19 protein-coding genes and 4 pseudogenes are annotated in these 24,882 nt (G+C 58.4%); 14 read left to right on the top strand and 9 right to left on the bottom strand.

The window, feature by feature from the left end; translation table 11 throughout:
- Positions 1-243: 243 nt before the first annotated feature.
- From infC to G7066_RS09615, 7 genes and pseudogenes are all read left to right on the top strand, one after another.
- Entirely contained in the window at positions 244-858 is a 615-nt protein-coding gene (infC, locus tag G7066_RS09645; RefSeq protein WP_166332009.1) for a translation initiation factor IF-3, read from the top strand.
- Positions 859-928: 70 nt separating this feature from the next.
- Positions 929-1,123, top strand: a complete 195-nt coding sequence (gene rpmI / locus G7066_RS09640; protein ID WP_166330728.1) for a 50S ribosomal protein L35 — start codon at positions 929-931, stop codon at positions 1,121-1,123.
- A 44-nt stretch (positions 1,124-1,167) separates the two neighbouring features.
- Positions 1,168-1,554, top strand: a complete 387-nt coding sequence (gene rplT, locus G7066_RS09635) for a 50S ribosomal protein L20 (protein WP_166289069.1) — start codon at positions 1,168-1,170, stop codon at positions 1,552-1,554.
- 85 nt (positions 1,555-1,639) lie between these two features.
- Positions 1,640-2,449 (top strand): TrmH family RNA methyltransferase, encoded by an 810-nt coding sequence (locus G7066_RS09630; RefSeq protein WP_244302892.1) that lies wholly within the window; start codon positions 1,640-1,642, stop codon positions 2,447-2,449.
- A 284-nt stretch (positions 2,450-2,733) separates the two neighbouring features.
- Positions 2,734-3,882: pseudogene (locus G7066_RS09625) on the top strand (IS3 family transposase).
- Positions 3,883-3,898: 16 nt separating this feature from the next.
- Positions 3,899-4,175, top strand: a pseudogene (locus G7066_RS09620) (transposase); the annotation flags it as partial.
- A gap of 446 nt (positions 4,176-4,621) precedes the next feature.
- Entirely contained in the window at positions 4,622-7,264 is a 2,643-nt protein-coding gene (locus tag G7066_RS09615) for a helix-turn-helix transcriptional regulator (RefSeq protein ID WP_166330726.1), read from the top strand.
- Positions 7,265-7,275: 11 nt separating this feature from the next.
- Here the strand turns inward: G7066_RS09615 and G7066_RS09610 are convergent, their stop codons facing one another.
- The 3 genes and pseudogenes from G7066_RS09610 to G7066_RS18105 form a co-directional block, all read right to left on the bottom strand.
- Positions 7,276-7,452 (bottom strand): hypothetical protein, encoded by a 177-nt coding sequence (locus G7066_RS09610; protein ID WP_166330724.1) that lies wholly within the window; start codon positions 7,450-7,452, stop codon positions 7,276-7,278.
- Positions 7,453-7,780: 328 nt separating this feature from the next.
- Positions 7,781-8,449 (bottom strand): IS66 family transposase, encoded by a 669-nt coding sequence (locus tag G7066_RS09605; protein ID WP_166330722.1) that lies wholly within the window; start codon positions 8,447-8,449, stop codon positions 7,781-7,783.
- Positions 8,450-8,984: 535 nt separating this feature from the next.
- A pseudogene (locus G7066_RS18105) lies at positions 8,985-9,841 on the bottom strand (IS110 family RNA-guided transposase); the annotation flags it as partial.
- Positions 9,842-10,417: 576 nt separating this feature from the next.
- Between G7066_RS18105 and G7066_RS09595 the strand changes: the two are divergent.
- The 5 genes from G7066_RS09595 (at position 10,418) to G7066_RS09575 (ending at position 16,581) form a co-directional block, all read left to right on the top strand.
- Positions 10,418-11,254, top strand: coding sequence for a transposase (locus tag G7066_RS09595; RefSeq protein ID WP_341873786.1), 837 nt, complete (start codon positions 10,418-10,420; stop codon positions 11,252-11,254).
- Between the two features lie 1,217 nt (positions 11,255-12,471).
- Entirely contained in the window at positions 12,472-13,281 is an 810-nt protein-coding gene (locus tag G7066_RS09590) for a DUF11 domain-containing protein (protein WP_166330720.1), read from the top strand.
- Positions 13,278-13,937 (top strand): SpaA isopeptide-forming pilin-related protein, encoded by a 660-nt coding sequence (locus G7066_RS09585; RefSeq protein WP_244303393.1) that lies wholly within the window; start codon positions 13,278-13,280, stop codon positions 13,935-13,937. Before G7066_RS09590 ends, G7066_RS09585 begins: the two co-directional genes overlap by 4 nt.
- A gap of 80 nt (positions 13,938-14,017) precedes the next feature.
- The gene (locus tag G7066_RS09580; protein ID WP_244302890.1) at positions 14,018-15,562 is read left to right on the top strand and encodes a SpaH/EbpB family LPXTG-anchored major pilin; all 1,545 of its coding nucleotides are present in this window, start codon (positions 14,018-14,020) and stop codon (positions 15,560-15,562) included.
- Between the two features lie 23 nt (positions 15,563-15,585).
- Positions 15,586-16,581 (top strand): class C sortase, encoded by a 996-nt coding sequence (locus G7066_RS09575; RefSeq protein ID WP_166330716.1) that lies wholly within the window; start codon positions 15,586-15,588, stop codon positions 16,579-16,581.
- Positions 16,582-16,763: 182 nt separating this feature from the next.
- Here the strand turns inward: G7066_RS09575 and G7066_RS09570 are convergent, their stop codons facing one another.
- From G7066_RS09570 to G7066_RS09550, 5 genes are all read right to left on the bottom strand, one after another.
- On the bottom strand, positions 16,764-18,110 hold the full coding sequence (locus G7066_RS09570) for a Dyp-type peroxidase (protein ID WP_244302889.1): 1,347 nt from the start codon (positions 18,108-18,110) through the stop codon (positions 16,764-16,766).
- Positions 18,091-18,726: a copper chaperone PCu(A)C gene (locus tag G7066_RS09565; RefSeq protein WP_166330714.1), complete on the bottom strand. Its 636-nt coding sequence runs from the start codon at positions 18,724-18,726 to the stop codon at positions 18,091-18,093. Before G7066_RS09565 ends, G7066_RS09570 begins: the two co-directional genes overlap by 20 nt.
- A gap of 87 nt (positions 18,727-18,813) precedes the next feature.
- On the bottom strand, positions 18,814-18,966 hold the full coding sequence (locus G7066_RS09560; protein ID WP_166330712.1) for a hypothetical protein: 153 nt from the start codon (positions 18,964-18,966) through the stop codon (positions 18,814-18,816).
- An 8-nt stretch (positions 18,967-18,974) separates the two neighbouring features.
- Complete coding sequence (locus G7066_RS09555; RefSeq protein WP_166330710.1) at positions 18,975-19,409, bottom strand: copper resistance CopC family protein; 435 nt, start codon at positions 19,407-19,409, stop codon at positions 18,975-18,977.
- Between the two features lie 209 nt (positions 19,410-19,618).
- A complete protein-coding gene (locus G7066_RS09550) occupies positions 19,619-20,221 on the bottom strand; it encodes a hypothetical protein (RefSeq protein ID WP_166330708.1) in 603 nt (200 codons plus the stop codon).
- 47 nt (positions 20,222-20,268) lie between these two features.
- On the opposite strand from G7066_RS09550, the gene pheS reads away from it, so the two are divergent.
- Positions 20,269-21,324 carry a phenylalanine--tRNA ligase subunit alpha gene (gene pheS / locus G7066_RS09545; RefSeq protein WP_166332005.1) on the top strand — a complete coding sequence of 352 codons (1,056 nt, stop codon included), beginning with the start codon at positions 20,269-20,271 and terminating at the stop codon, positions 21,322-21,324.
- A pseudogene (pheT, locus tag G7066_RS09540) lies at positions 21,324-23,901 on the top strand (phenylalanine--tRNA ligase subunit beta). Before pheS ends, pheT begins: the two are co-directional and overlap by 1 nt.
- Here the strand turns inward: pheT and G7066_RS09535 are convergent.
- Entirely contained in the window at positions 23,898-24,839 is a 942-nt protein-coding gene (locus tag G7066_RS09535; RefSeq protein WP_166330706.1) for an NAD-dependent epimerase/dehydratase family protein, read from the bottom strand. The pseudogene pheT and the gene G7066_RS09535 sit on opposite strands and share 4 nt — an antisense overlap.
- Positions 24,840-24,882 lie beyond the last annotated feature (43 nt).

Genomic DNA, 24,882 nt, shown 5'->3' with positions numbered 1-24,882 from the left:
TTGTCGCTCATGCTGTCCTGTCTCTGGTGAATCACTTGTGGTAAGGTTTATGAGGTTCTCGTCAATTTGGCGAGATGCGGAAGAGGAGATTCTCCCACCCGGCACCGCCTCTAAGGTTACCGGGTAGTTGTCACCCCGTCGCTCACGCGACAGCTAAAGGGTGTGGACTGCACCTGTGTGGTCCCGATCTCCGTCCGCCGTTCCCCAGGGAGCGGCCCACACTTGAGATCAGAGGAGCAGGCGATCAGCGATCCCCGTACGAATGACAAAATCCGCGTTAGCGAAGTACGTCTGGTTGGAGCCAGCGGCGAGCAGGTTGGCGTGGTGCCCATCGAGACTGCGCTGCGCCTTGCGGCTGATGCGGATCTTGATCTCGTAGAGGTTGCCCCGAACTCGAAGCCTCCCGTGGCGAAGATCATGGACTTCGGTAAGTTCAAGTATGAGGCTGCCCAGAAAGCAAAAGAAGCTCGTCGTAACCAGGCGAACACCATCCTCAAAGAGGTGCGTTTCCGTCTGAAGATCGACAAGCACGACTATGAGACCAAAACGAAGCGTGCTGTTGGCTTCCTGGCTCAGGGTGACAAGGTCAAGGCCATGATCCTGTTCCGTGGACGCGAGCAGTCGCGCCCCGAGCAGGGTGTCCGTCTGCTGCAGCAGTTCGCCGAAGATATCGCCGAGTATGGCATCGTCGAGTCGAACCCTCGCATTGACGGACGCAACATGGTGATGGTCATCGCCCCGCTCAAGAACAAGTCCGACGCCAAGGCCGAGCAGAACGCTCGCCGCGCCGAAGAAAAGGCCACTCGTAAGGCAGATAAGTCGGCTGACGCAGCCGATTCCGCTAAAGCGAGCGAATAACTGCGGCCGCTGCACACGCAGCACCGCGCACGACGCAGCCGCAAGGCGCGCACACAACAAGGAGAAATCGATGCCCAAGCAGAAGACCCACTCAGGGGCCAAGAAGCGCTTCAAGCTCACCGGTTCCGGCAAGCTTATGAAGCAGCAGGCTGGCATGCGCCACAATCTTGAGGTCAAGTCCTCGAGGCGTAAGCGTCGCCTCAATGCCGATCAGGTTCTCGCCAAGGGCGATGCCAAGCAGGCAATGAAGCTCCTCGGTCACTAATCCGGCCCGTCAATACCCAAGACTTTTCGTAAGGAAAAACTGAAATGGCAAGAGTCAAGCGGGCCGTCAATGCCCACAAGAAGCGTCGCGTAATCCTCGAGCGTGCCGAGGGGTACCGCGGACAGCGTTCACGCCTGTACCGCAAGGCAAAAGAGCAGGTCATTCACTCGCTCGTCTACTCGTACAACGACCGTCGCAAGAAGAAGGGTGACTTCCGTCGCCTGTGGATCCAGCGCATCAACGCTGGTGCCCGTGCAAACGGCCTTACCTACAACCGCTTCATCCAGGGTCTCAGCATTGCTGAGGTTGAGGTTGACCGTCGCATGCTCTCCGAGCTCGCGACCAACGAGCCCGCAGCGTTCGCCGCACTCGTTGAGGTAGCCAAGAAGGCTCTTCCCGCAGACACCTCTGCACCGAAGGCTGCTGCCTAAGAGTTGAGCTTTCAATGAACCCCCGGTTTCGCCTCGGCGACCCGGGGGTTTATTGCGTTGAGGACCTGTCGGGTAGGGTTGGCAAGTGAACGATTCGATCCTCAGTAATCCGAAGTCCCCGCGAGTAAGACGAGTGGCGGCACTCGCTCGCAAGAAGGAACGGCGCGAGACCGGGCGCTTTTTGGTCGAGGGCCCACAGGCGGTGCGAGAGTTGTTGGCTTATCGGCCGCGTTTCGCAGAGGTTGTATTCGTCACGATGGGCACCGAGTCGTGGCAGCACGAGCTGGATCGCCTCGCTTCTGACGCGGGCGTGCAGCTTGAGCGGGTGACCCCTGAGGTTCTGGCGGCAATGGCTGAGACCGTGACCCCGCAGGGTGTGCTCGCGGTGGCTCGCACCTGGGACACCCCTCTCTCTGAGGCGTTTGAGGGTGCGAAGCTCGTGGCGATTCTGCACGAGGTTCGGGATCCGGGTAACGCGGGTACGGTGCTGCGTGCTGCAGACGCCGCTGGTGCCGATGCTGTCGTGTTTGCGGGGGAGAGCATAGACCCGTTTCACCCTAAGGTTGTGCGCTCGACCACGGGCTCACTCTTTCACCTGCCCGTTGTTGTTGCGGCGACGCTTGAAGAGGCGACGCTGGCGGCGCGGCAGGCGGGGCTTGTGACACTTGCGGCAGACGTGCGCGGTGCCGAACTGCTTGATGCCAGGGCTGAGGGTGTGCTGGCTGGTCCTGTCGCCTGGGTGTTTGGGAACGAAGCGAATGGCCTGAGCGAGGAGGACCGTGCGCTCACCGATCGCTCACTCAAACTGCCGATCTACGGTGCTGCCGAGTCGCTGAACCTCGCGACCGCGGCGAGTGTGTTGCTGTACGAGACGGCGTTTTCGCAGCGGAAATAATGTGGAGAGGAGGGCGACTCGGAAATGATCCCGACCGTTTGACGCGTTGAATTAATTCGACAGGATGAGATCCGGATCGTATCCCAACGATGGCAGCCTCAATGAGCCCCAACGATGCAAGTTTCCGGCCTGAAGGCTTACCTGGCGAGAGGAAGAGCTTTGGCGGCTCTTCGTATTTGTGGGTGTAATTGGGGTGCTCGGAATGGTGGGTTGACCCCGTTTTGTAGGTCCGTTTGTCAAGTGAGTCCAGAACCCTCGTTGTAGCGGGGAGAATGGATGACACCATGAGTAACAAACGAAAGTGTCATACCCCGGAACAGATCGTCAGAAAACTCGGACACGCAGACCGGCTCCTGGGCGAGGGTAATACTGCCACTGATGTCTGCCGTGAACTTGGGATCACCGAGCAAACCTATTACCGGTGGCGGAACCAGTACGGAGGCATGAAAGCCGACGATGCAAAACGGTTGAAAGAACTCGAGAAACAAAACGCCACTCTGAAGCGCCTCCTTGCTGAGGCCGAGCTTGAGAAGGCCGCGCTGAAGGAGCTGGCTGAGGGAAACTTCTAGGCCCGGGTAGACGTCGTGCCGCGATCACACATCTGATGCGCTCGTTACAGATTAGTGAACGCATGGCATGCCGATTGGCTGGGCATTCCCGTTCCGTGTGGCGGAGACCGCTCCGTGGCGATACTCTGGCAGACCCAGACCGGGCACTGCGTGACTGGCTGCGCACATTCGCGAGGAACCATCCAAGGTGGGGGTACCGTCGCGCGTACCATGATGCCCGTGTCGAGGGTTGGGTTGTGAATCACAAGAAGATCCAACGCCTGTGGCGAGAAGAAGGGCTGCGCGTGCCGCAGAAGGCGTCGACGGAAACGTGTGGGGTCATCAACCATGAACGCGCCTGCGGCGGTCGCGCCCGGCGTGGTGTGGGCCGTCGATTTCCAGTTCGATGTGTGCGAGCGGGGCAAAGCGATCAAGATCTGTTCGATCGTGGACGAACACACTCGCGAGTGTGTGGGTGGGCTCGTCGAACGGTCAATCACTGCTGACCGGTTGATTGATCATCTTGAAGAACTCACTGCCCGGCATGGTGCCCCGATGGTGTTACGGAGCGACAACGGTCCGGAGTTCATCTCCGATGCGGTCGCTGACTGGGCTGGCACGAAGGTCTGGTTGTCCTACATTCCGCCAGGTCAGCCGTGGCGGAATAGGTATGTCGAATCGTTTAACTCAAGACTCCGAGACGACTGCCTGAACCTCACGAGTTTCTATTCACTGCTCCACGCTCAGGTCGTCATCGGTGATTGGAAGCGTGAATGCAATCATGAGCGTCGGCATTCCTCGCTCGGCTATCTTACGCCGGTCGAGTGCGCTCGAACATGTACCCGCCAGTTAGAAGACACCCACTCACATACTGGACGGACCTAACAACGGGGGCGGCCCATGCGGGGTGAGTCCGATACCGGCGTCGTCAGGGGAAACGCATCGCCACCGACTCAATCGTGGTGGTGACCGGCAAGCAAACTCTGCACTCAACATCATCGCGATCGCACGACTGCGAACTGACCCGAGACCCCAAGACTATGTGGCCAAGAAACTCGCCGAAGGGCATTCCGAGATGGAAGCCTTGAGATGTGTGAAACGCTACCTGGTGCGAGAAATACTCTCGCACGCTGAAAGCGCGTACTTCGGTTATCAATGAAACCCAGATCGCGGTTTGACGCTGAGAAGGGAGTCAGCAAAAGTACGCCAACGCTGCTGCATTTCTACTGCATAGTAATCTTCTGCCACTTATTGACTCCCCCGGAACTACTCTAAGGCGAAAAATCTTTCCAAGATGTATCTGGTGGTCAACTAGCTTTAGCTTTAGATTTTGTTTGGTCCGATGGACCTTAAAAGCACTACTACTCGGGGGGTAGAGATTTACAAAAAGCTATCAGTACATAACCGATTGAATGTTGGTAGTATTTACCAGTATAAATTTTGCTATTTATAGCAAAATTATTTGTTTGTTCAGTGGGTTATTCTCGCTTCATTCGCCCATGGATCATTCATCATTGACCAAATTTCAGTAGTCCCTTCAGCGGATTGTTCTGCGCATCGACTCATATGAGGAGCGTCGATTCTGCCCGGAAGAGACTCGTAACTAGAAAGCCGGAATAAGGCCTTGCGTGTTCAAGATCAATGGGATTATGGTCAGGGTAAGAGGCGTAGCTTCTCGATGAAGAGAGAGAGAATGTTGGTCGGACGAGAACTTGAGCTAGGCCGAGCTTTTGAACTCGTCCAGGCTGGTATTAGCCTTGACATTGTCGGTAATCGTGGGAGTGGACGAAGCACTTTCATGTTGGCCCTGAGGCAATATCTTGAAAGTGAAGGCTGGGTCGTCATTCAGGTACGTGGTATTGCTTCACTCCAGAAACACTCCCTGGGAGCGCTACACCTTGCAGGAATTGGTGCATCCATTCCGAATAGCACTTCGCTGCATGCGGCAGCAGAAGCGCTCAAAGAGGCCACTAGCCGTGATAAGTCAACGCTGTTTCTTGATGACTGGGACGACCTCGATGAAACCTCATGGGGAATCGCGGAGTCTATTCGCCGGACAACCGGCGTACCGTTGGTTCTGTCACGCCTTCAAGGGCTTCGTGCCCGCCACACACCCAGTGGACTCGCGGCAGCCACGATGGAGCCGACGTATGACATAGACATGTCTCCACTGACATTCGATCATATGGAGCAAGCCATTGAGAACTACCTTGGAGACTCAATTGAGGGCAGCACGATGAGCCGAATTTTTGCAAAGTCTGGCGGAAACATAGGCCTGGCCGTGAGCCTGGTCGATGCTACGACGCGCGAAGGCTCTCTCGTCTTTCGTGAAGATCGGATGGAATGGGTGGCAGTACGCGATCTGTGGAGTCCTGGTCTTCGTACCGTCCTCGAGGGGTACCTTGAAGGCTTGAGTCCTGCGGCACGTGACGCATTAGAAATAATAGCCATCGTTGGTGTTGCCGGAATTAGTAGCGTTCGAAGGTTGGTTGATTGGGATACTCTCGAACTCCTCGAAGAACTCACTCTCATTGCATTCATTCCAAGCGATCCTGAACAGTTGGTCACAGTTGTGCCGCCGCTACTTGTTGAGTACTTCCGACATGAACCGCTGGGGGCACGACAAATTCGCCTCACTGAACTCATTATTGATCGACTCGGCACTGCGGTTTCCTCATCTGCAATCCTTGCGGAGCGCACGATCCAGAGAGGTCTCGGCCGCTCACCGGAAGCGCTACTGGTGCGACTTCTTCACGAAAACCTGCGTACTCGGAGAATCGTCGCATCCATCGAATGGGAGTCTGCGCCTACAGCAGCGAATGCGATCCGGTATTTCAACACCCTAGTGCAGACTCACACGATCGCCGTTTCGGAAACGGTGGATCGAGTATTCGCCGAAACTGATCTAACCTCTGCCGATGACGCCGAAAAGGCCATTTTTGCTGTATCTCGTGCCCGCTGGATTGCCTATGGGAAACGAGATGTTGCTACAGCCATCTCGAGCCTTCACCTCATTCACCCAAGTAGTCTTGGAGTATTCGGAAAGATGCTCGAAGTAGCGGAAGTTGAAATTGCGGTTACCACACAGGGTATCCCTGAGGGGTTCGAAGAACGGCTGGACGTTGAAGACGACGCTCCAACTGAGATTAGGTGTGCCGCCTGGGAGACACGGTTACTGATCATGGTGAGTTCTGCGCGTTACCAAGAGGCCAAAAGGGTGTTCGGGCAACTCGCCAGGTCAGGTTTGCCGACACCAACAGCTCGAGTGCTTCTTGCTTTGGCTCTACTCGGAGAAGGGCACCAAAGGGAAGCCCTCGAGAACATTCTTCGAGGCTTCGATGAAGCGAAGGGGGCCTTGGATTTCGAGGGAATCAGAATTTTCGGGGTCGCGGCCGCCTTGTGTCACATTTATTCGGGGGATTATTCCAACATGGATCATCTATTAAAGACCTTGCATGCGGTCGGAGACCCTACACCGTTCCCTGCTGGCACTCAACTCACATTGTATGTGGTTTCTGCATTGCTGGCTGCTCGCAGAGGAGATGTCGCAGCTTGTGAGCGCCTTGCTGCAGAGGTGGAACGAACGAATGTGCCAGATGGTCCCCTCCTTGGTCAATCGCGTGTTTGGATGCATGTACTGCGCCACATGGTAAACGGCGAATCCAAAAGCGCTCCAGAACTGCTTTGGGATTCATCGACTGCTTTATGGGCCCGAGGTGCTAAAGGTGCGGCTTTGGTGGGGTTCCTTGTCTCAGCAGAACTCGACCCGAACAATGAGCGACTGGACTATCTGAAGCGCATTTTGCAAGAGGTCCCAGAAGCTGTCGGCCCACAAGCACAATTGAGATATCTGTTTGCCTTGCGTTCTGAAAACGTAGAGGAACTCCTTCTCTCGGCAAAAGATCTTGAAGCGGCTGGTCGCATTGGGCTCGCTTTGAAGGCAAGTCAGGCCGCCAAGGAAATTGCAAACAAGAACGAAAATGACAAGCAGTGTCAAGCTGCTGAAGACCTTAGTGGGAGTATTCGGGCGCGTCACGGTGGAGGTGCCTTTGATGTTGCTCGATTTGGCCCGTCTGCCGCTTTGCTGAGTGATCGCGAAAAAGAGGTTGCGCACTTTGTCGCGTCCGGCTTTTCGAACCAAGAAATTGCAACTCAACTTGTTGTAAGCGTACGAACTGTGGAGGGCCACGTCTATCGAATCCTTCGAAAACTTAATCTTTCGAATCGACAATCACTCAGAAATCACCTAAGTGATGTGCATCTGTAAAACGTAACTTTTCAGGGTGTGGTGCAAGCCGCGAGTGGGATCACGTAACCCGGGATCGTGAGCGTGTTCAGCAGCACTTGCTTCACGTTTAGTGCCTGCTGCCTCGCTGTCTGCACCACCGACCGGATCGTGACAAGCCGTTCGAGGCCGTGGTGTGAGCATCGCCCGACCGTGATCTTCTGGTTCACTTTCAACATCCGAAAACTGCGCTCCGCAGCGTTAATTGGTGAATGGCACCCGAAAATCATGCGCGAACAAAAGCGTTGCTTCTGCCCGGTCACGGAACCTGACAAGCAGATTCCGGGGGCCGGTTTGTTTCGCCCGCCCACCCTTTCTCGGGCACAGTTTCAAGGGGTGCTCGATCTCCCCAGCTGTGATGATCGCATCATACTTTCGTTGGAATGATCGCAGCGTTCGCGCGGGCAACACTGTCTTGCTGTTCGAGTGTGCCCGATCAACACGGCCTTTCAGCTCGTACAAGAGATGCTTCATCTCTCCCGCCCACGCATCCCCGCGTTAGATAGCAGCGTTCAAATCTCTGATGCGGTGAGCGTTGCAGATCGCGTGCCCGGCTGCGATGCCGGTCGTGAAGTACGGGCCGTATTCGTCATGCACCGCGACCCCCGAATAGTGTGACCACACACCGCCGGCATCGATCCCGGCTTTCCCACGTCCAGGACCTACATGCAGGTGCGTGACACATTCGCTTGTGGCGGCATGCACCCACTGGTCTTTCCCGTTTACCCGGGCCGGGGTCTCATCAAAGTGTGCGACATCACACCCGATGATGTGATCTTTGACTTGAGCAATCGACGACTCGAGCTGGGCAGCGATTCGGGTGACCGCCCTATCAATCAACCCCGTTGACACTTTCACTCCGAACAACTCAGTGAACAGTTCCTGGCAGCGTTCGATCGGGACATGCTGCACCGCATGCAGATACGCCGCCTTTGGCCCATACGAGGCCTGCACCCACGGGACCCCTGCGGGTAGCACTCCCGCAGACACGTGCCCACACGCGCACTGTTTCTGGATCACCTGATGCTCAGTCACCATGACCGTCACCGCAGCAGGAAGATCGGTAACTTGCGTCCGAAACGATACCTCACCGGTGACATCCTTAAGAGCAGCACCGCACCCACCACACGCACCCGGAACATGCTGCGTCACCTCGTCTGGTGACACAAAAGAGAGCCCACTGCCGGGATGCCCGGGCTGACCGCCAGGTTTCTTCCCCGATGCTTCACGTAGCGACCGCTTCTTCGCGCGTACGCTCCGCGACTACCTGCTCGAGCTCAGTGATCTCTTGCTCGCCCCCCGAGAGACTTTGGGGACCATGTCACGCAACTCACGATGCGTGAGCTTCGCGAGATCAAGAGTCATACCCGGACGTTAACAGCCCACGCGGCGCAAACCCCGAGACACACAAGGAAACCCGGAACCCACACCCTGAACAGTTACTGTAAAACTGTTGCATCTCGAGAGACAAGCGTAGACTGACGTTTCACTGTTCCACCAGCGGGCCCCTACGCCGACAAGTGGGTCTTTTCGTCACACCGAAGAGGGTCTCAAGTCGTGTGAGTGAGGAGGCACTCGTCGGGAAGAAGCCCAACGGTCGCCTGTCTCACCCGACTCGCCGCGCGGATCCCGCCGGGACACTTGCACATAGTGTTACACCAACAACACTGCGCACGATTGGCCCGCGTCAAGGCGACTCAACAGCTCGGTTGAGTCGGTGACGGTTCGTCTTTCCCGACGAAGCGGGGATCGGGCAGGCACCGGCCAATGCGGCATACGCGGCTTCGGAACGCAGCCTGTCGGGGTTGTCACCAGCGGTGATCAACAACTGGGCAGCCGTGTCGCGCCCGACACCGAACACGCTCATCAGCGCAGGGGCATGGTCTTCGAGCAGTCGCTGCATGTGCGCGGCCAGGTCCTCGATCTGCTCAGTCAAGGCTTGCCAACGCCTGGCCAACAAACGGACGCTGTACGCCGTCGCCTCGGCAACAGTCACTGGAGTCGAGGTCGGCTGTGTCGAGGCCAACGCGGCAATCAGTTTGCTGTTCGATAAGCCCTGGTAACGTGCACGCAGTTGCTCAGACGCAGAGACCAGTATGCTCTTGATCTGATTGATTGTCGCGGTCCTTGCCGACAGCGCTGATGACCTTGAGGTGCGCAGCACCCGGAGCGACTCAACGGGCCGTCACCGCCTTTTGGTGCAGCCGTAGCGCGACCAGAAAGCACCGCCTCGGCGGCTGAATATGCATCACAGACATCGGTCTTGCCACGAAGCCTGCGATCGAACCGGTTGGGCTTGTTGACCTCGACCACCTCGATGCCCACATCGCGGATGGCGCGTGTCACTGAGGCCCCGTATGAGCCGGAGCATTCGATACCCACACTCACCAGCCCATCCCACGAGCCCAGAAATTGTACCGCTGCACGGTAGCCGGCCGCCGTGGTCGGCACTTGGATATCAGTGAGACGTCGGCCTGCCGTATCGATTACTGCGACGTGGTGAGTGTCTGCGTGAGTATCGATCCCTCCATGGACTTTGATCTGTGTGTCGTTCATCATGGGAACTGCGCCCTTCCGTATTGTCGGGTGCGCAGCCCGGTTGGGTGTCAGCCAGTTCACTACCGGGGACTCGCCAGACTCCTATCAGGACATGACGGCCCGCCGGGCTGCACCTTTTGTCAGTGAGCCGAGCCGGTCGACACGTCGCAAGTAGGACAGCCACCATTCAGTGGCGTCAGAATAGCCGTGAGTCAGACCCGCCCACCTGACCATCATGCGTCAGTTGGGCAGGGACCGCCACATCCATCCAAGAGTCAGACCAATCGGTCCACAAGATCCATAGTGAAGAGCCAGCTATGAGCTGTCACCTGAACGTGGAGCAGACCCGACTCACTTTTGGTGTGGTGCTGGTACTTCTCGGTGGGGCAATCACTACCTAAACTGACCATATCGCCACGGCACTGTGGCAATTTGGTGCCCTGTCAGCAGGAGTGATGGCAGGATTGGAAACGCGTCAGATCAACGGCAAAGTATGGGCTAGAGGCCCCCGACCGTGTCGAAGTTTCCCAAGCTGAGACCCTCGGGTTAATGACGTAGGAGGCGACTCCCCCTCCCCCCGAGTCGCCTCTCCTTGGTGTGGCGGTCTCACTCCCTTTAGGGAATGGGGTCGCCACACACGCGGTACGAGTGATACACCGAGTGTTTCCCAACAACCCGGCATGGACGCAAACAACTCGTGAAATAATTGCGCTCATTCGGACACACCTCGAGCGCGTGGGTGTGGGCTGCACAGGCTCTTACGCCGCCGGACTCGCCAGGTTCCTAACCGGTCACCGCGTCGAGGCACGAGAAGTGAACGCCCCGCACGCGCATACCAGGGCGAGAATTGGTAAGGACGACACCATCGATGCTGAAGCTGCTGCACGGAAAGTGCTTGCAGGGGTTGCAACGGCCGTCCCCAAACGAACCGATAGCGTCATCGAATCGATACGGTTCCTCTCGCTCGCGCGTGATTCTGCGGTGAAAGCTCGCACCGCGGCTATCGTGCAACTGCAAGATATCTTGGTCACCGCACCTGCCAATGTACGGGAGAACACGCCCACTGGTGGGCTGGCAGCGGTGCGCCACTGTCGGAAGTTCCGCATCGACCGGGCGCGCCTGAATGATCCCGTTCAGGCAGTGAAGCTCGCCCTCCGAGCCCTCGCTGTCCGGGCCGCTGACCTCGACACGGAGATCAAAGAGCTTGAGAGCGCGCTGGCCACGCTCGTACACGCAACAGCACCAACCTTGGTATCCCGGGTAGGAATCGGAACGATCCATGCCGCACAATTGTTGGTGACTGCTGATGAGAACATCGTACGATTCCGCAGCGAGACGGCGTTCGCAAGGCTCTGCGGGGTCGCACCAGTGCCGGTGTCATCAGGGAAGAGCCACAGGGAAGAGCCACCGCATGAGGCTCCACCGAGGCGGTGATCGGAAAGCGAATCGCGCACTCCACCTGATCGCGGGTGTGAAGCTCAGGTACGACGCACGAACGATCGACTAAATGCAGCGTCGACTTACCGAAGGCCTCTCCAAGAAAGACGTGCTGCGCTGCCTCAAGCGATTCATCGCACGCGAGGTGTTCAACGGCCTCAGAAGCGATCTTGGTACGGCTTGACATCTATAGGACCGCCCAGAGCGCTTCAGAGGTGACCAATAGGTGCAGTTTGGTTAGCCGGGTGGCCCTCACCCGGCATTGTCAACTGTGTCAAATCTCCACCGGCCCCAGTCACTTGACCTCATACACTTGGCTACTTGCCTACAGTTGATTGCCTACCGACCTAGGCCTGTTCGCCTACTCTAATGCCGATTCGTGCTTACTTCAGTCTTCAACACCTCAACCCCCGGAATTGGATCGAACCTATCTTTAAAACGAGTGAATGAAGTATAAAGCCAGATTATTTAGGGGAAGCATGAGTCGTTTCGAGTGGAATGCAGTTCTTCCAACGACACTGAAGATTCGAAGTTGGCAAGCTAAGAAGGTTCGATTTTCGGCATCCATTCTCTTGGTTATGTTGGTGATTGCTGGTGGGTTTACCGCCCCCGAAGTTGCGGTCGCGGATTCTGCTGTTGGAACCGGGTATGTGAGAGTTTCGCCCTGGAGCATGGTGGGTGCATCCACTAATTCGGCCCAAGCGGCGCAACCAGGAAACATGGCCGGGCTGGGTGACAGTGTTAGCTTCGAATCTCGCAGCGATGAGGTGGTTTCCATCATGTACGGGGGATTGGCCACCGGAGTGAGCGATCATACCTCCGCGAACTTCGACAGATCTTGTTTGGGTCCAACGCCAGCTGCTGGTAAGACGGTTTCCTGTGGCGAGGGGACGGCGACTGTGAAATTTGATCACCCAATTGTCAACCCTATAGTTGGGTTCGGCTCTGGAACGTGGCTCGAAGGGGGCGAAAGCTATTGTCTTGCCACGTGGCCTGATATCGAGATTACCGAGGTAAATGGTGTCACGGTTGCACCTGAACAACTGCAGTTGCTCGCGATGGATTCCGATTCGACTTGGTCAGGGACTAAAGCAACCAGGAATCCCGTAGCAAATTCGTCAGGTTGTTCGATCGTTGGTCAATCGGTAGCCAACAAGGTTGTTGTCAGCGGTCTCGTATCGAGTGTCACCTTCACCTACACACAGAGAGCCCGCGTGGTTAAGCAGACGAACCCTGCAGTGACCAGAGACGTTTCTTTTGAGGGGGCTGTCTCGACGACTGTCAACGTTGCGTCCGCAGATTTGAAGATAGTGAAATCGGCTCCGACGCAGGTTGATGCGGGTGGAACTATTGACTGGTCATTGAATGTTTCGAATCTGGGACCGGCTGATTCACACGGGTTTATTGTCAAAGACGCAGTGCCGACGAACGTGACGAATCCGGTATTGGTGTCTGCACCTGAGGGATGTGCGTTAGTTGCGAGGGACCTTGTGTGTTCGGTGGTACCCGTCGGTTATTCAGGTGAGACTAACCCGACTGTGGCGACGATTGCTGATATCACCGCGAATACGGGGACGGCAAAGACAGATTGGATCGACAGCATTCTGGATGCAGGTAGCTCCTTTGCCAACATTCAACTGTCTGGCACAGCACCCACGACCTGGGGGACAGTAGTGACAAACACGGCGACAGTGGCTGGTGTCGATTCTGATCCGGTTGTGTCGAATAACACATCGACGGTGCCCACCGTGACTCGTACGCCGGAACCCGATTGGTCAATCTCAAAGACCGCGGCGGTGAACGGTGTCACCCCGGCCGATGGGACAGTAAAGCCCGGGGACGTGGTCACGTACACGGTGACAGCGGCCGCTTCGAGTGGGCAAGTGACCGAGGCGGTGCTAACTGATGACCTCTCCATGGTGCTCAATAACGGTACGTTTGTACCTGGTTCAGCGCAGCTAACCGTCGCTGGAGGGGCGCCGCTTACCTTGCCTGACCCCTCGGGCACCCCGCGAAATTGGTGACGCCACCCTTTACGTTGACGGATCCTCAGACTGCGGTGTTGACCTACAAGGTCACGGTTGGTTCTGCAGCCTGGTCTTCAACGTTGACGAACGTGGTAACGGGAACGGGCAACGTTCCGCCCACAACGTGTGCTGCTGACGTCACGCCTGTTGCGCCGACCTGTACCACCACCACGACCACAGCTGGAAGAATCCTCATCCAGAAAATGGGAAGTGATGGAAATGGTGGCCAAATTGCGCTGCCCGGATCACAGTTCACAATCCTGAGTGATAATGGGGGCACCCCAGGCGTTCAGGTGCAAGGATCAACAATGGTCCCGGTCGCCGGACAGGTGGGGTTGTTTGAATTCGCGGGCTTGAAGGCTGGCACCTACTGGTTGCAAGAGACGGTTGCACCGTCAAACCACTCGCTCATGGCGGAGCCGGTGGCATTCACGCTTTCGGCAACAGGTGTGGTGCAAATTGTTGATGCAGTGGCCCACCCGCAGGTGGCGGTAAGCGGGTCGACGATCAAGGTGGTTGATGCGCGAGCGCTAGTACTTCCGAAAGCGGGAGGCTCGCCCGCCCTGCCGTATGTCGTTATAGGGCTATTGGTCCTGGCGTTGGTTACTTCTCTGATTGTAATAATGCGCTTCCGGGCACGCCGCCAGGCGTGAGTGCCCATCCATTCGTAAATAAGACTTCTTGCGGTTCGCAGGAGTATCTAACCGAAACAGATAGTAGCAAAAGGAGTATAGTGTCTTCACAACTAAACAAGCGACACATGATGCGAATAGGGGTAGCCGTGGCGATGGGTGCGGTTCTCGCGCTCAGTTCAGGATCGCTGGCACTCGCTGCACCAGACCCTCTCGTGAATCCAGATCCCGGTGCCACGGGGTCGATTGTGATTCACAAGTTCGAGCGGTCGAGCACAACGACCACCCTCACCAATGATGGCACTGAGTTGCCTCCATCTGCGACAGCGGGTCTGGTCGCGATGGATGGTGTAACGTTCTCGCTGAAGCGCATTGACCCGACAACGTACGATCTCGCCACGAACGAGGGTTGGACTGCGCTGAAGAGCCTTACCGCGACCTCTGCAGCTACAATGCCTTCAGACAACGCGACAACTGTGACTACCGCCGGAGGCGGTCTTGCGACGGCCTCTAACTTGCCGTTGGGTGTGTATCTGGTGACAGAGACCGGATATCCAGCAGATGCCGTACCGGCCGAACCATTCCTAGTGACAGTCCCGATCACCGACCCGAGTGGACTGAATACCTGGCTCTACGACGTTCATGTATACCCAAAGAACGTTGTCACCAAAGCAGGAACAAAGACTGTTGAAGACAGTCAGAAGTACGCGGTCGGCGACACGATCAAGTGGACGATTCTTGGAAACATTCCAGTTGCAGATCCGATCGATGGATACAAGATTGTAGACCCGCTCGACACGCGTCTTGACTACACCAGCGCGACTGTGTCGCTAACGAACCCTGACACGACATTGACCGAGGGCGGCGACTACACGCTTGTTGTTGCACCGAGTGTTCCTGCGTTGACGAATGACGTCACAATTCAGTTCACTACGACGGGGCTCGCGAAGCTTGTGGCCGCTAAGACTGCCAATGCTGCCGCTCAGGTCAAGGTAATTATCAACACGAAAATCAATATCGCCGGTGACATTGTGAACACAGCACAGATTTACCCGAATCTGGCCAGCTTTGATATTCAGCCCGGACAGCCTGGCGGTCCGACCCCCACGAACCCGGCTGAAACGAAGTACGGCAACGTCACATTGAAGAAGCATGGTCTGGACGCTACGACGAAGGTTGATAAGACGTTGGAGGGAGCCGAGTTCCAGGTGTTCGCCACCGAGGCTGATGCTCTTGCGAAGACAAACCCCATAACCGTGACTCCCAAGGTGGGTGCCCCGGTCGATACCTGGACAACCGCCGCTGATGGGACGGTTACCATCTCAGGATTACACAATTCGGATTGGCATGACGGAGCGGTCGTCGCCCCAGGCGATCCGAACTACCAGTATTACTGGTTGGTGGAGACCAAGGCCCCGGCTGGTTACGAGCTTCTTGCGAAGCCGTACAAAGTGGAAGTCCTTAATACCGATACGGTCGTTGACTACTCCATCGAGAACTCACTGGCTAATGGCGGGTTTACACTTCCGTTCACCGGCTCGCTCGTGAGCACGAGTATCTTCTACGGCGGTGGCGCCTTGATCCTTCTAGGTGTCGTTTTGATGGTCATCCGCAGCCGCCGCAAGGTATCTGTCGAAGGCTCATAACATACGGTCGTCGCCTCTGCGGCATGCAGGGTGCTGATGTCCACACGGTGGTGGGGCTGAGGATATCCTCGGCTCCCACCATGGTCGTTCAAGAGGAGGTGAAAATGAACCATGCAGGCGGACCGCGAACTGCACGCAGGGCAAAGACGCGTCGTCAGCAGCAGATTGCCTTGATGATCACGGCAGTTGTGGGCGCAGGTGTGATGCTGTACCCAATGACGGCATCTTGGTTTACTGCAAACGCCCAAAGTGGTGTTCTGGCCGCATACGCTAACAAGGTGCAGGGGTTACCTGAAGAGGAAAAGTCCACAATATTGACAGCTGCGGAAAACTACAACCAGTCGCTTCCCGTCGGGGATCTGCAAGACCCATACACGACGTCACAGCCAGAGGCCGGGTCGGCAGCTGTAGAAGACTACTTTCGTCAGTTGAATGTTCCTGGCACGGACTCAATGGCACAACTGGATATGCCGTCATTGAGAATAAGCCTACCCATCTACCACGGCACGAGCGCTAGAACGCTGGATCGTGGTGTCGGACACTTTCTCGGCTCGTCTCTGCCCGTTGGTGGGCCTGGAACGCATAGCGTTGTTACAGCACACTCCGGGATACCGGAAGCAGCAATGTTCACAAAGCTCTCTGAGGCCCGTTTAGGTGATGTTTTCAGTGTCACCGCGGTGGGTCGAAAGCTGTACTACAAAGTCGATCAGATTCTTGTGGTGAAGCCTGACGACCTGTCGGCTTTGAGGATTGTTCCGGGCAAAGACTACTTAACGCTCATCACATGCACCCCGATCAACGTCAACTCGCACCGACTCCTGGTGCGCGGAGAAAGAATTGCTGTTCCAGAGAGCGCTGCTGAAAACCTCTCCCCTAGGACCACATCTCCGTTCCCATGGTGGATACTCGTTTTTGTAGGCGTTCTTGCCGTCGTCGGTGTCGCTATTTTTGTGCCAAACCGGCTGCTACGACGGCTCATGTCCAGACGCAATTGCAAAACGCTAAAGCCCCCCTTATAAGCTCGCGTCGATAAGTCAGGGGCTTTACCCAAAGCGTGGTCACGCTGTTTCGGGATGAGCCCAGAAGCAATGGCGATGTTCATCTATCGCTACGACGCGAAGCACCAAACGCTCAACAGCCTCCGTGAACAGCAATGCGCCCTCCTGTAAACCGCGAGGGCGCATTGCCGTGTTTTGTATTGTTAGGCCAGCAAGGAGGCCCCGAGTTGTTCGCCCTGTTTGAACCCAGGCAAGATCGCGAACACTGCAGAGCCGGTGTGAGTGACCCACTCGTTCAACAGGTCAAGCTCATCAAGTCGCTGCTGGATCGGCACGAACTGCTTCAACGGGTTGCGTTGGTAGCAGGCAAACAGTAGGCCGGCTTCCTGCCCGTCGTCGTAATTCATTCCTCGGCGAAAGATCCGCTCGTTAGGGTCTTCTGAGCGCGCTCTCCTAATGTGCGAGAAAGTGGGAATGACCGGTAGACCGAGCGCATTCTTGGCGTCGAAATCTGAGGGAGTGTGTTCTGTGCCCCCTGAGAGTGGCGCGCCATCAGAAAGGGTGCGTCCTATGGTCTGCTCGCGACCAGGACGATCCACCATGTCCCAGGTGTCCAGTTCCATACGGGTACGTCGCAGCACAAGTGCACTACCATTCTTTAACCACGTCTCACCCTCACCACTACCATCGCACCAGACGAGTCCGGCGAAGTCATCGTCACTGGGGTCGGGGTTGACTGTGCCATCTACCTGGCCCATGAGATTTCGCATAGTAGTCCCGGTAGATTCGGACCCGCGTGCCTGCCGGAACCCTTGCTGTACCCAGTGCAGTTCCGCGAAACTGCGCAGGTCCCTCTCGAGCATTCGTGCGGCGTGGGCTACCGCAAGCTGATCATCGGCCTGCAATATCAGGACCAGGTCTCCGCCATCGTGCCTGCCATCTAACTGATCCCGTGAGAACGCGGGTAGTGGGCCCAACCACTTGGGCACTTTGGCCTTGTTGATGCGTTGTACAAGCTCACTACCGACGCCAATCGTGATGCTCAAGCGCGCCGGTCGGGCAGCCAACTCGGGTTCGGGATCAGCCAGTGGGGCCGCGCCAGAAGTGAGGCCCTCAACGTCTCCGGTCAGAATCCTGAACATGCGCTGCAGCGCCGCCGCATCAGTCTCTGGTTTCAGCGTGTAGGCAATGTACCTGATGTGTGCCCCGGGCACCATCGTGACCCCGGGCTGATGGGAGCCGTGGCAGGGCAACGCCTCGCCCCCGAAACCAGTGCGCTTGCCCGCAGTTCCGAGAGAAGTTTTGAGGGCTTCATCGGTGGCGCCGGGTGTCGGCACGGGTTTCACGCTTTCGGGCGAACCCTGCAGACCGAGGGTGCCGCCGATCCCGAGTAGCGTGCCGATCCCGACTCCAACCGCACCACCGGTGAGCAGCGAGCGGCGACCGATGCTGGGGGAGTCCCCGGCAGGTGACTTGCCTGCCGGGGACTCCGCATTAGCGGGCGCCATTGAAGAGCCGGTTTTCTTCGACTTAGGAGGAGTGTGAGTCATGCTCATCACTCATGCTGTGCTCATCATCTGAGCCGGAGTACTCCTCGTTTGCACCGGAAGTGTCCTTGACTAGTGCGTGGAGTTCCAGTGTCGATCCGTCGCCAAGCTCAAGAGTCACGTGGACATCTTCGCCAGCGAGGATCGGCTTCTCCATGCCCATCAGCATGATGTGCAGCCCGCCGGGCATCAGCTCAAGTGTGCCGCCTGCAGGCACGACGAAGCCGCCGTCTTTCTCTTGCATTTTCCCGTCGACCACCTCGTGGAGCTCGACCATACTTGCGACATCGCTGGTTCCGCCGGTGATCTTGATGTCCTTGTCGCTTGAGTTAGTGAGCGTCACGAACATGCCAGTCATGCCTTCGCCCGCGACCATGTCGGCCTTGCTTGCCTTCGCCCAGGCATTTTCGGCGGTGAGGGATTTCGCCTCGGTCGCGGAATCTGCTTTCTTGCTGTTGTCTACGCTCGACGCGTTCGAATCAGCTTTTGTAGCGGCTGTGTCTTGCGAACTGCACCCAGCAAGGAGCAGCGGGGCTGCGAGGCTCAGCGCCGCAACCGCGGTGATTGCAGTGGTCTTGCGCAGGCTGGGGTTGTTGGACTTGAAAGAAATGCTGAACATCGTGGATTGTTCCTTTAAATGGGTAGTGAAAATGTGTGTGAGATGTGCTGCGGCAGACATGCCTGCATGCGGCGCGGAGTGCCGACCTCAGCGTTCGTTCTCTGAATCTGTGTTTCCTGCGTTGTGCTCGTTTGAATCGGTGGCAGCATCACTCGCGCCAAATGCTTGTGCGCGGCGTCGCAGCCCTATCAGGATCGTGGCTACAGCGCCAACCGCCACGAGTGCTCCGCCGATCGACACCGCGACTATCAGCCCAGGGGCATGCCGCTTGATCCGGCCTCGTCACTCGTGGCTTCGGATGCCGAAGAGCCCTCATCGTCGCCCGATCGTGGATCATCCTCAATCGATGCGATTTGATCTGGATCGGCGCTGCCGTCCGACTCAACGAAGAACACGAACCCGCCCTCAATTGGGTGGCCGTCACTTGACACCACGCGCCAGGCAACCGTGTATGTTCCCTCAGCTAAATCCGGCAAGAGTCGCTGCGTCACTACCGGACCCGCCACAGACGGCTTCCCATCGCTTGCGCTCGCGTCAGCCGGTCCAGTCACGATGATTTCAGTGCCAACGGTAATGATGCTGTTGCTGAAACTGAGCTCGAGGGCCTGAACAGTGCCGTCGCTCTCGTTCGCTAGGAGATCGGTGCCGACGAGTTCGTCATGGGCAAGTGCCGGAGAAGCCACGCCAAGGAGAGCAGTCCCTCCGATAAATATCGCCGCAGTGGCCCCCAGGATTCGGCCAAAAAAGTTGTGAAACAAGGTCACCAATTTTCTCCGGCGTACAGCCAGGTTCAGATTTCGCGATCCCAAACTACGACGGGGTATTCGCGATATGCGTTAGAGAACGAAGAATGATGTTGTTTTGCTCGCTCTCTCGTGTCAAGCAGAACAAGCTAGACGGTGAGCGGGGGCCCGCGATGGGATACAGCGCTAAACAGGCGGTGGGAAAAACCGAAGCTGTGGCTGCGCTCGCAGAGCAGTGTTGGCCTATGAGCGATCGCTATGAGCGCGATACGCGGGCGAGTATACGCTTTGCGGATCATGCCCATGAGTGAGAGGAAAGCCCGCTCGCCACGGTGCACAATTGCGACCGTCATGAGGGCCGCCACCGCGTGGAAGGTCCACATCACTGAGTCCGCTGCGGCGGCGGGCGCAAACGCCTGCGCCGTTGCAAGGTGTGCTGCGTGTGCAGGCGCTACCTCTCCCGAAGAGGTAGCGCTGCTGCCGCTCGTTGCGGCGATGCCCGCAAAAGACCAGTGATACAGGAATTGCGAAGCAATAACCGCGAGAGATAGCCTCCAGAGGGAGCCGACGCGACCAGCAAACACGGTGCAGACAGGGAGCGCAACGAAAGCGGTGACCAGCACCGCGGGAAGGGTGATACTGCCGCCAGCAAGTCCGTGCGATGCAGCTGCAAGTAGTGTGGCGATTCCAGCACCGCCGCCGCCGCGCGCAACCCGATGGGCGCGCGAAAGCTGCGGGGTGGTCTGGCTCACAAATCTCAGTGTACCGCTATTGCACGGTAGGATTGATCCCCGTGTCAGTGAGTGAAGCAAATCCCATCTCCCAACCCGCTGTTGACGCCGCCGTCGAGGCAGCGCTCGCCGCCTTCGCAGCCGCGGGATCCGTCGCTGAACTGAAGGCCGCGCGCACCGAGCACGCCGGAGACGCTTCGGCTATCGCGCAGCTCAATGCCCGTATGCGCGAGGTCCCCAAGGACGAAAAAGCTGCGACCGGCAAACTGATGGGCCAGGCCCGCGGTCGCATTGAAGGTGCGTACAAGGGGCGCGAGAACGAGCTTGCAGTAAAAGAGGCCCAAGAGCGCCTCATCGCCGAAACGGTCGATGTGACCGAGGCCCCAGTGCGTCGCCGCGCGGGATCTCGCCACCCGCTTGCGCAGTTGCAGGACGAGGCCGCCGATATCTTCATCGGTATGGGGTGGGAGATCGCTGACGGCCCCGAGATCGAGCACGAGTGGTTCAACTTCGATGCGCTCGGCTTTGATCCTGACCACCCGGCTCGCGCGATGCAGGACACCTTCTTTGTAGAGCCGGCCGACCGTCACCTACTGCTGCGCACCCACACCTCACCAGTGCAGGTGCGTTCACTGCTCGGTGAAAATCTCACGAACACCGAGCTGCCCGTGTACATTGTCGCCCCAGGCCGCGTGTACCGCACCGACGAACTCGACGCGACACACACACCCGTGTTCCACCAGATCGAGGGCATTGCGATTGACCGCGGCCTCACGATGGCACACCTGCGCGGCACGCTTGAGCACTTCGCGCGCCAGATGTTCGGTGCCGAGGCCAAGATTCGCCTGCGCCCCAACTTCTTCCCATTCACCGAACCCTCGGCCGAAATGGACGTGTGGCAGCCCAACGCAAAGGGCGGCGCGCGCTGGGTCGAGTGGGGTGGTTGCGGCATGACCGACCCGAAGGTGCTGCTGGCGGCCGGGATCGACCCCGAGGAGTACCAGGGGTTTGCGTTCGGCATGGGAATCGAACGCACACTGCAGTTCCGTCACGACATTAACGATATGAGAGACATGGTTGAGGGCGACGTTCGCTTCAACACGCAGTTCGGAGGCCTGGTCTAATGCGCGTACCACTCAGCTGGCTTGGTGAGTTCGTCTCACTTCCCGCCGACATTACCCCGAGCAGGTGCACGCAGATTTGGTGCGCGTTGGCTTCGAAGAGGAGTCGATTCGGCGCTTTGACCTGACCGGCCCCGTTGTGGTGGGTGAGGTGCTCACTCAGGAGCCCGAGCCGCAGTCAAACGGCAAGACCATCAACTGGTGCACCGTGCGGGTCGCTCCTGCGGGATCGCAGGCCGCCGACGGTGGCGAAGACGTGCGCGGCATTGTGTGCGGTGCCCACAATTTCGGCCCCGGCGATAAGGTTGTGGTGACGCTGCCGGGTGCTGTGCTGCCCGGTGATTTCAGGATCGCCGCGCGCAAGACCTACGGTCACGTGTCCGACGGCATGATTGCGTCGGCGCGCGAGCTGACGCTCGGTGACGACCACGACGGGATCATCGTGCTGTCGCGCCTCGGTTTTGTTGGTGATTCCGAGCCTGAGGTTGGCACCGACGCGCTTGCACTGCTGGGTCTCGATCAGACCGCCGTTGAGATCAACGTGACTCCGGATCGCGGCTACGCGTTTTCGATCCGCGGCGTTGCCCGCGAGTACGCGCACTCGACCGGTTCAGACTTCCGCGATCCCGCTCTGGCCGTGACGCCGGTGTCCGCGATCGGTTTCCCCGTCACGATTAACGACGAGGCTCCAATTCGCGGCCGAGTTGGTGCGAGCGGCTTCATCGCTCGTGTTGTGCGCGGGATCGACGCCACACGCCCCACCCCGGCCTGGATGGTTGCGCGCCTGCAGCTAGCGGGGATCCGCGCTCTCTCGCTGCCCGTCGATATCTCGAACTATGTGATGCTTGAACTCGGGTCGCCGCTGCACGCCTACGATCTCGCGAAACTCTCGGGCGGCATCACCGTGCGTCGCGCGCTGCCCGGCGAGACCCTCGTCACGCTCGACGAGCAGGAGCGCAAGCTCGACCCCGAAGACCTGCTGATCACCGACGAGTCGGGTGTGATCGGTCTCGCGGGTGTGATGGGTGGTCAGTCGACCAAGACCAGCGATGCCACCACCGATATTTTGATCGAGGCGGCGACGTTTGATCCCGTGTCGATCGCGCGCACCTCGCGTCGCCATAAGTTGCCGAGTGAGGCGTCGAAGCGCTTTGAGCGCGGCGTTGATCCTCTGGTTGCACGCGCGGCCGCTCAGCGCATGGTGGATCTGCTCGTGTCCCTCGCTGGCGGCACCGCGGATTCGCTCGGCACCGAAATTGTAGCGCCTTGGGAGCCCACCGAGATTCGGTTGTCACTCGCGCGCGTCAACGGGATCATGGGCGCTGACTACACCGATGCGGAGTCTCGTGCTGCAATCGAGATGATCGGCTGCACGGTTGCAGAGTCGGCTGCCGGTGAATTGCTCGTGACTCCGCCGAGCTGGCGTTCCGATCTGGTGCGCGACGTCGATCTGATTGAGGAGGTTGCGCGCATCGTCGGTTACGACCGCATCCCGTCGCTGCTTCCTGTGGCCCCGCTGGCCGCGGCCTGTCGCGCGCGCAGCGGCTTCGCCGTCGTGCCGCAAACGTGATTACCGCTGCCGGGCTTGACGAGGTGCAGAGCTACCCGTTTGTGGGGCGCGCGCAGCTCGATGCGTTTGGTGTTGGGGCTGAGGCTGTCGAGGGTGCTCTGCCCGCGATCCGGCTCGCGAACCCGCTCGACGGCGAGGCTCCCTTTATGCGTCGCTCGCTGTTGCCCGGCCTCGTGGCTGCGGCACAGCGCAATGTGTCGCGTGGCCTGACCGACCTCTCGCTCGTTGAGTTTGGTGCGGTGTATGTGCCGTTTGCTTCCGCAGAGGATATCGGCACCTCAGAGGTGCCTCCGCTCGCGGAGAAGCCGTCTGACGGGGTGCTTGCAGAGCTCGAAGCTTCGATCCCTGCCCAGCCGCTTCGCGCCGCTGGTCTGCTGCTTGGCGATGCGATTGCCAAGCAGCCGGGTGAGTCCCCGCGTACCGCGGACTGGGCTGACGCGCTTGACGCAGCCCGCATTGTTGCCGGTGCTGTGTCCGCTGAGCTTGTGGTGCGCCAAGGTGTGCATCGCGCGTTCCACCCGGGCCGCACCGCTGAGCTGTGTGTGCGGGTTGCGAGCGACGTCGATACTGATGAGGGAGGCCTCGAAGTAGTCGGCGTTGCCGGCGAACTGCTGCCCGAGCTGGTTGCTGACCACCACCTGCCGGGTCGTGTTGCTGCCTTCGAGCTCGACCTTGATCGCCTCATTGAGCTTGCCGCGCGCGAGCCCGAGACGCACCCGCTGTCGACCTACCCCGCGGCGACGCAAGACCTTACGCTGGTTCTCGCCGCTGACGTGCCCGCGGGCGATGTACTCGCGGTCGTTGAGGCCGGTGCTGGTGAGCTACTTGAGGGTGCTCGGATCGTTGACGATTACCGCGGCACCGGGATTGAGGAGGGGCAGAAAGCGCTGACGTTTGCGCTGCGCTTCCGCGCCCCCGATCGCACACTGAAGGCTGAAGAGGCGAGCGAGGCTCGACTCGCCGGAGTTGCGGCGGCCGAGCTCGCGTTTGGTGCGAAGCTGCGCGACTAGTTCGCTGTGGTCTCGAGGTAAGAGGCGCCGGTTGTGCGGATGACTTCCGTCCAATCGGTCGCCCGTACCTTGAGCGCTTTTTCGGTCTCGGTGGAGTCGATGACAAACGGCATCTCGAACTGGTAGCTGCTGCGTTTAACCTCTCGCAGGTTTGCGTCGAATGCGGCGGCGAGGCTCAGCAATGCGCTCGGAAGTCTGGTGGCTCGCCCGTTTGTGTGGAACGCTGCGTTGATGTCTGCGGCGATTTCGATGCGGCTGCGAGTGGTGCTCGGAACGACCCAGGCGCGTCCCCAGCTGTCACGATCCTCAATGCTTGCCGCGGCGATGAGAGTCGATGCGATGTCGGGTAGATAGCTCCACGAGTGGGGGAGCTGAGGATCGCCGATAACCCTTGCTGATTTCGAGTTGAGGATTGGTGTGAAGAATCGCTTTCCAACGTGCGAGGTTTCGTTTGCGTTGGGGCCAATGTAGTCGCTCGCGCGCACTTCCACCGCGGTGAGGTTGCCGCGTTCGTGAGCGTGGAGAAGGCGCTGCCAGCCCTCAGCTCTGACCTCACCCTTGGTGTCTGCGGGGCGGAAAGGGGTGTGCTCGGTCATGGGCATCGTTGCTTTTCCATAGCCGTAAAGATTTCCCATGAGTACGAGTCGCGATCCCGAAACTTGCGAAGCTGCGATGAGTGCCGTAAATACGGGCGGCCACTCGGCGGGCCAGCTTTTGTAGGGTGGGTTGGTGCAGACGAAGGTCGTTGTTGTGTCCCGCTGTGCCGCGGCCAGTGCGGTGGCGTCGGAAGCGTCGAGCGTGATTGCTTTTGCGCCCGGTATGTTGGTGCCTCGACGTGACGCGACCGTTACGGTGTCGCCTCGCTTGAGGAGCTGTCGGGTGAGTTCGGAGCCAATTTGACCTGCGCCGAGAATGAGATGGTGAGGTGTGGTTGTCATGATGCCTTCGTGTATTGAGAGAGCGGTGCTCTCTCAATGGTAG

The sequence above is a fragment of the Leucobacter coleopterorum genome, from assembly GCF_011382985.1.
Taxonomy (GTDB): domain Bacteria; phylum Actinomycetota; class Actinomycetes; order Actinomycetales; family Microbacteriaceae; genus Leucobacter; species Leucobacter coleopterorum.
The sequence above is the reverse complement of the archived record's forward strand: the minus strand, read 5'-3'. Positions and strand labels throughout refer to the sequence as shown.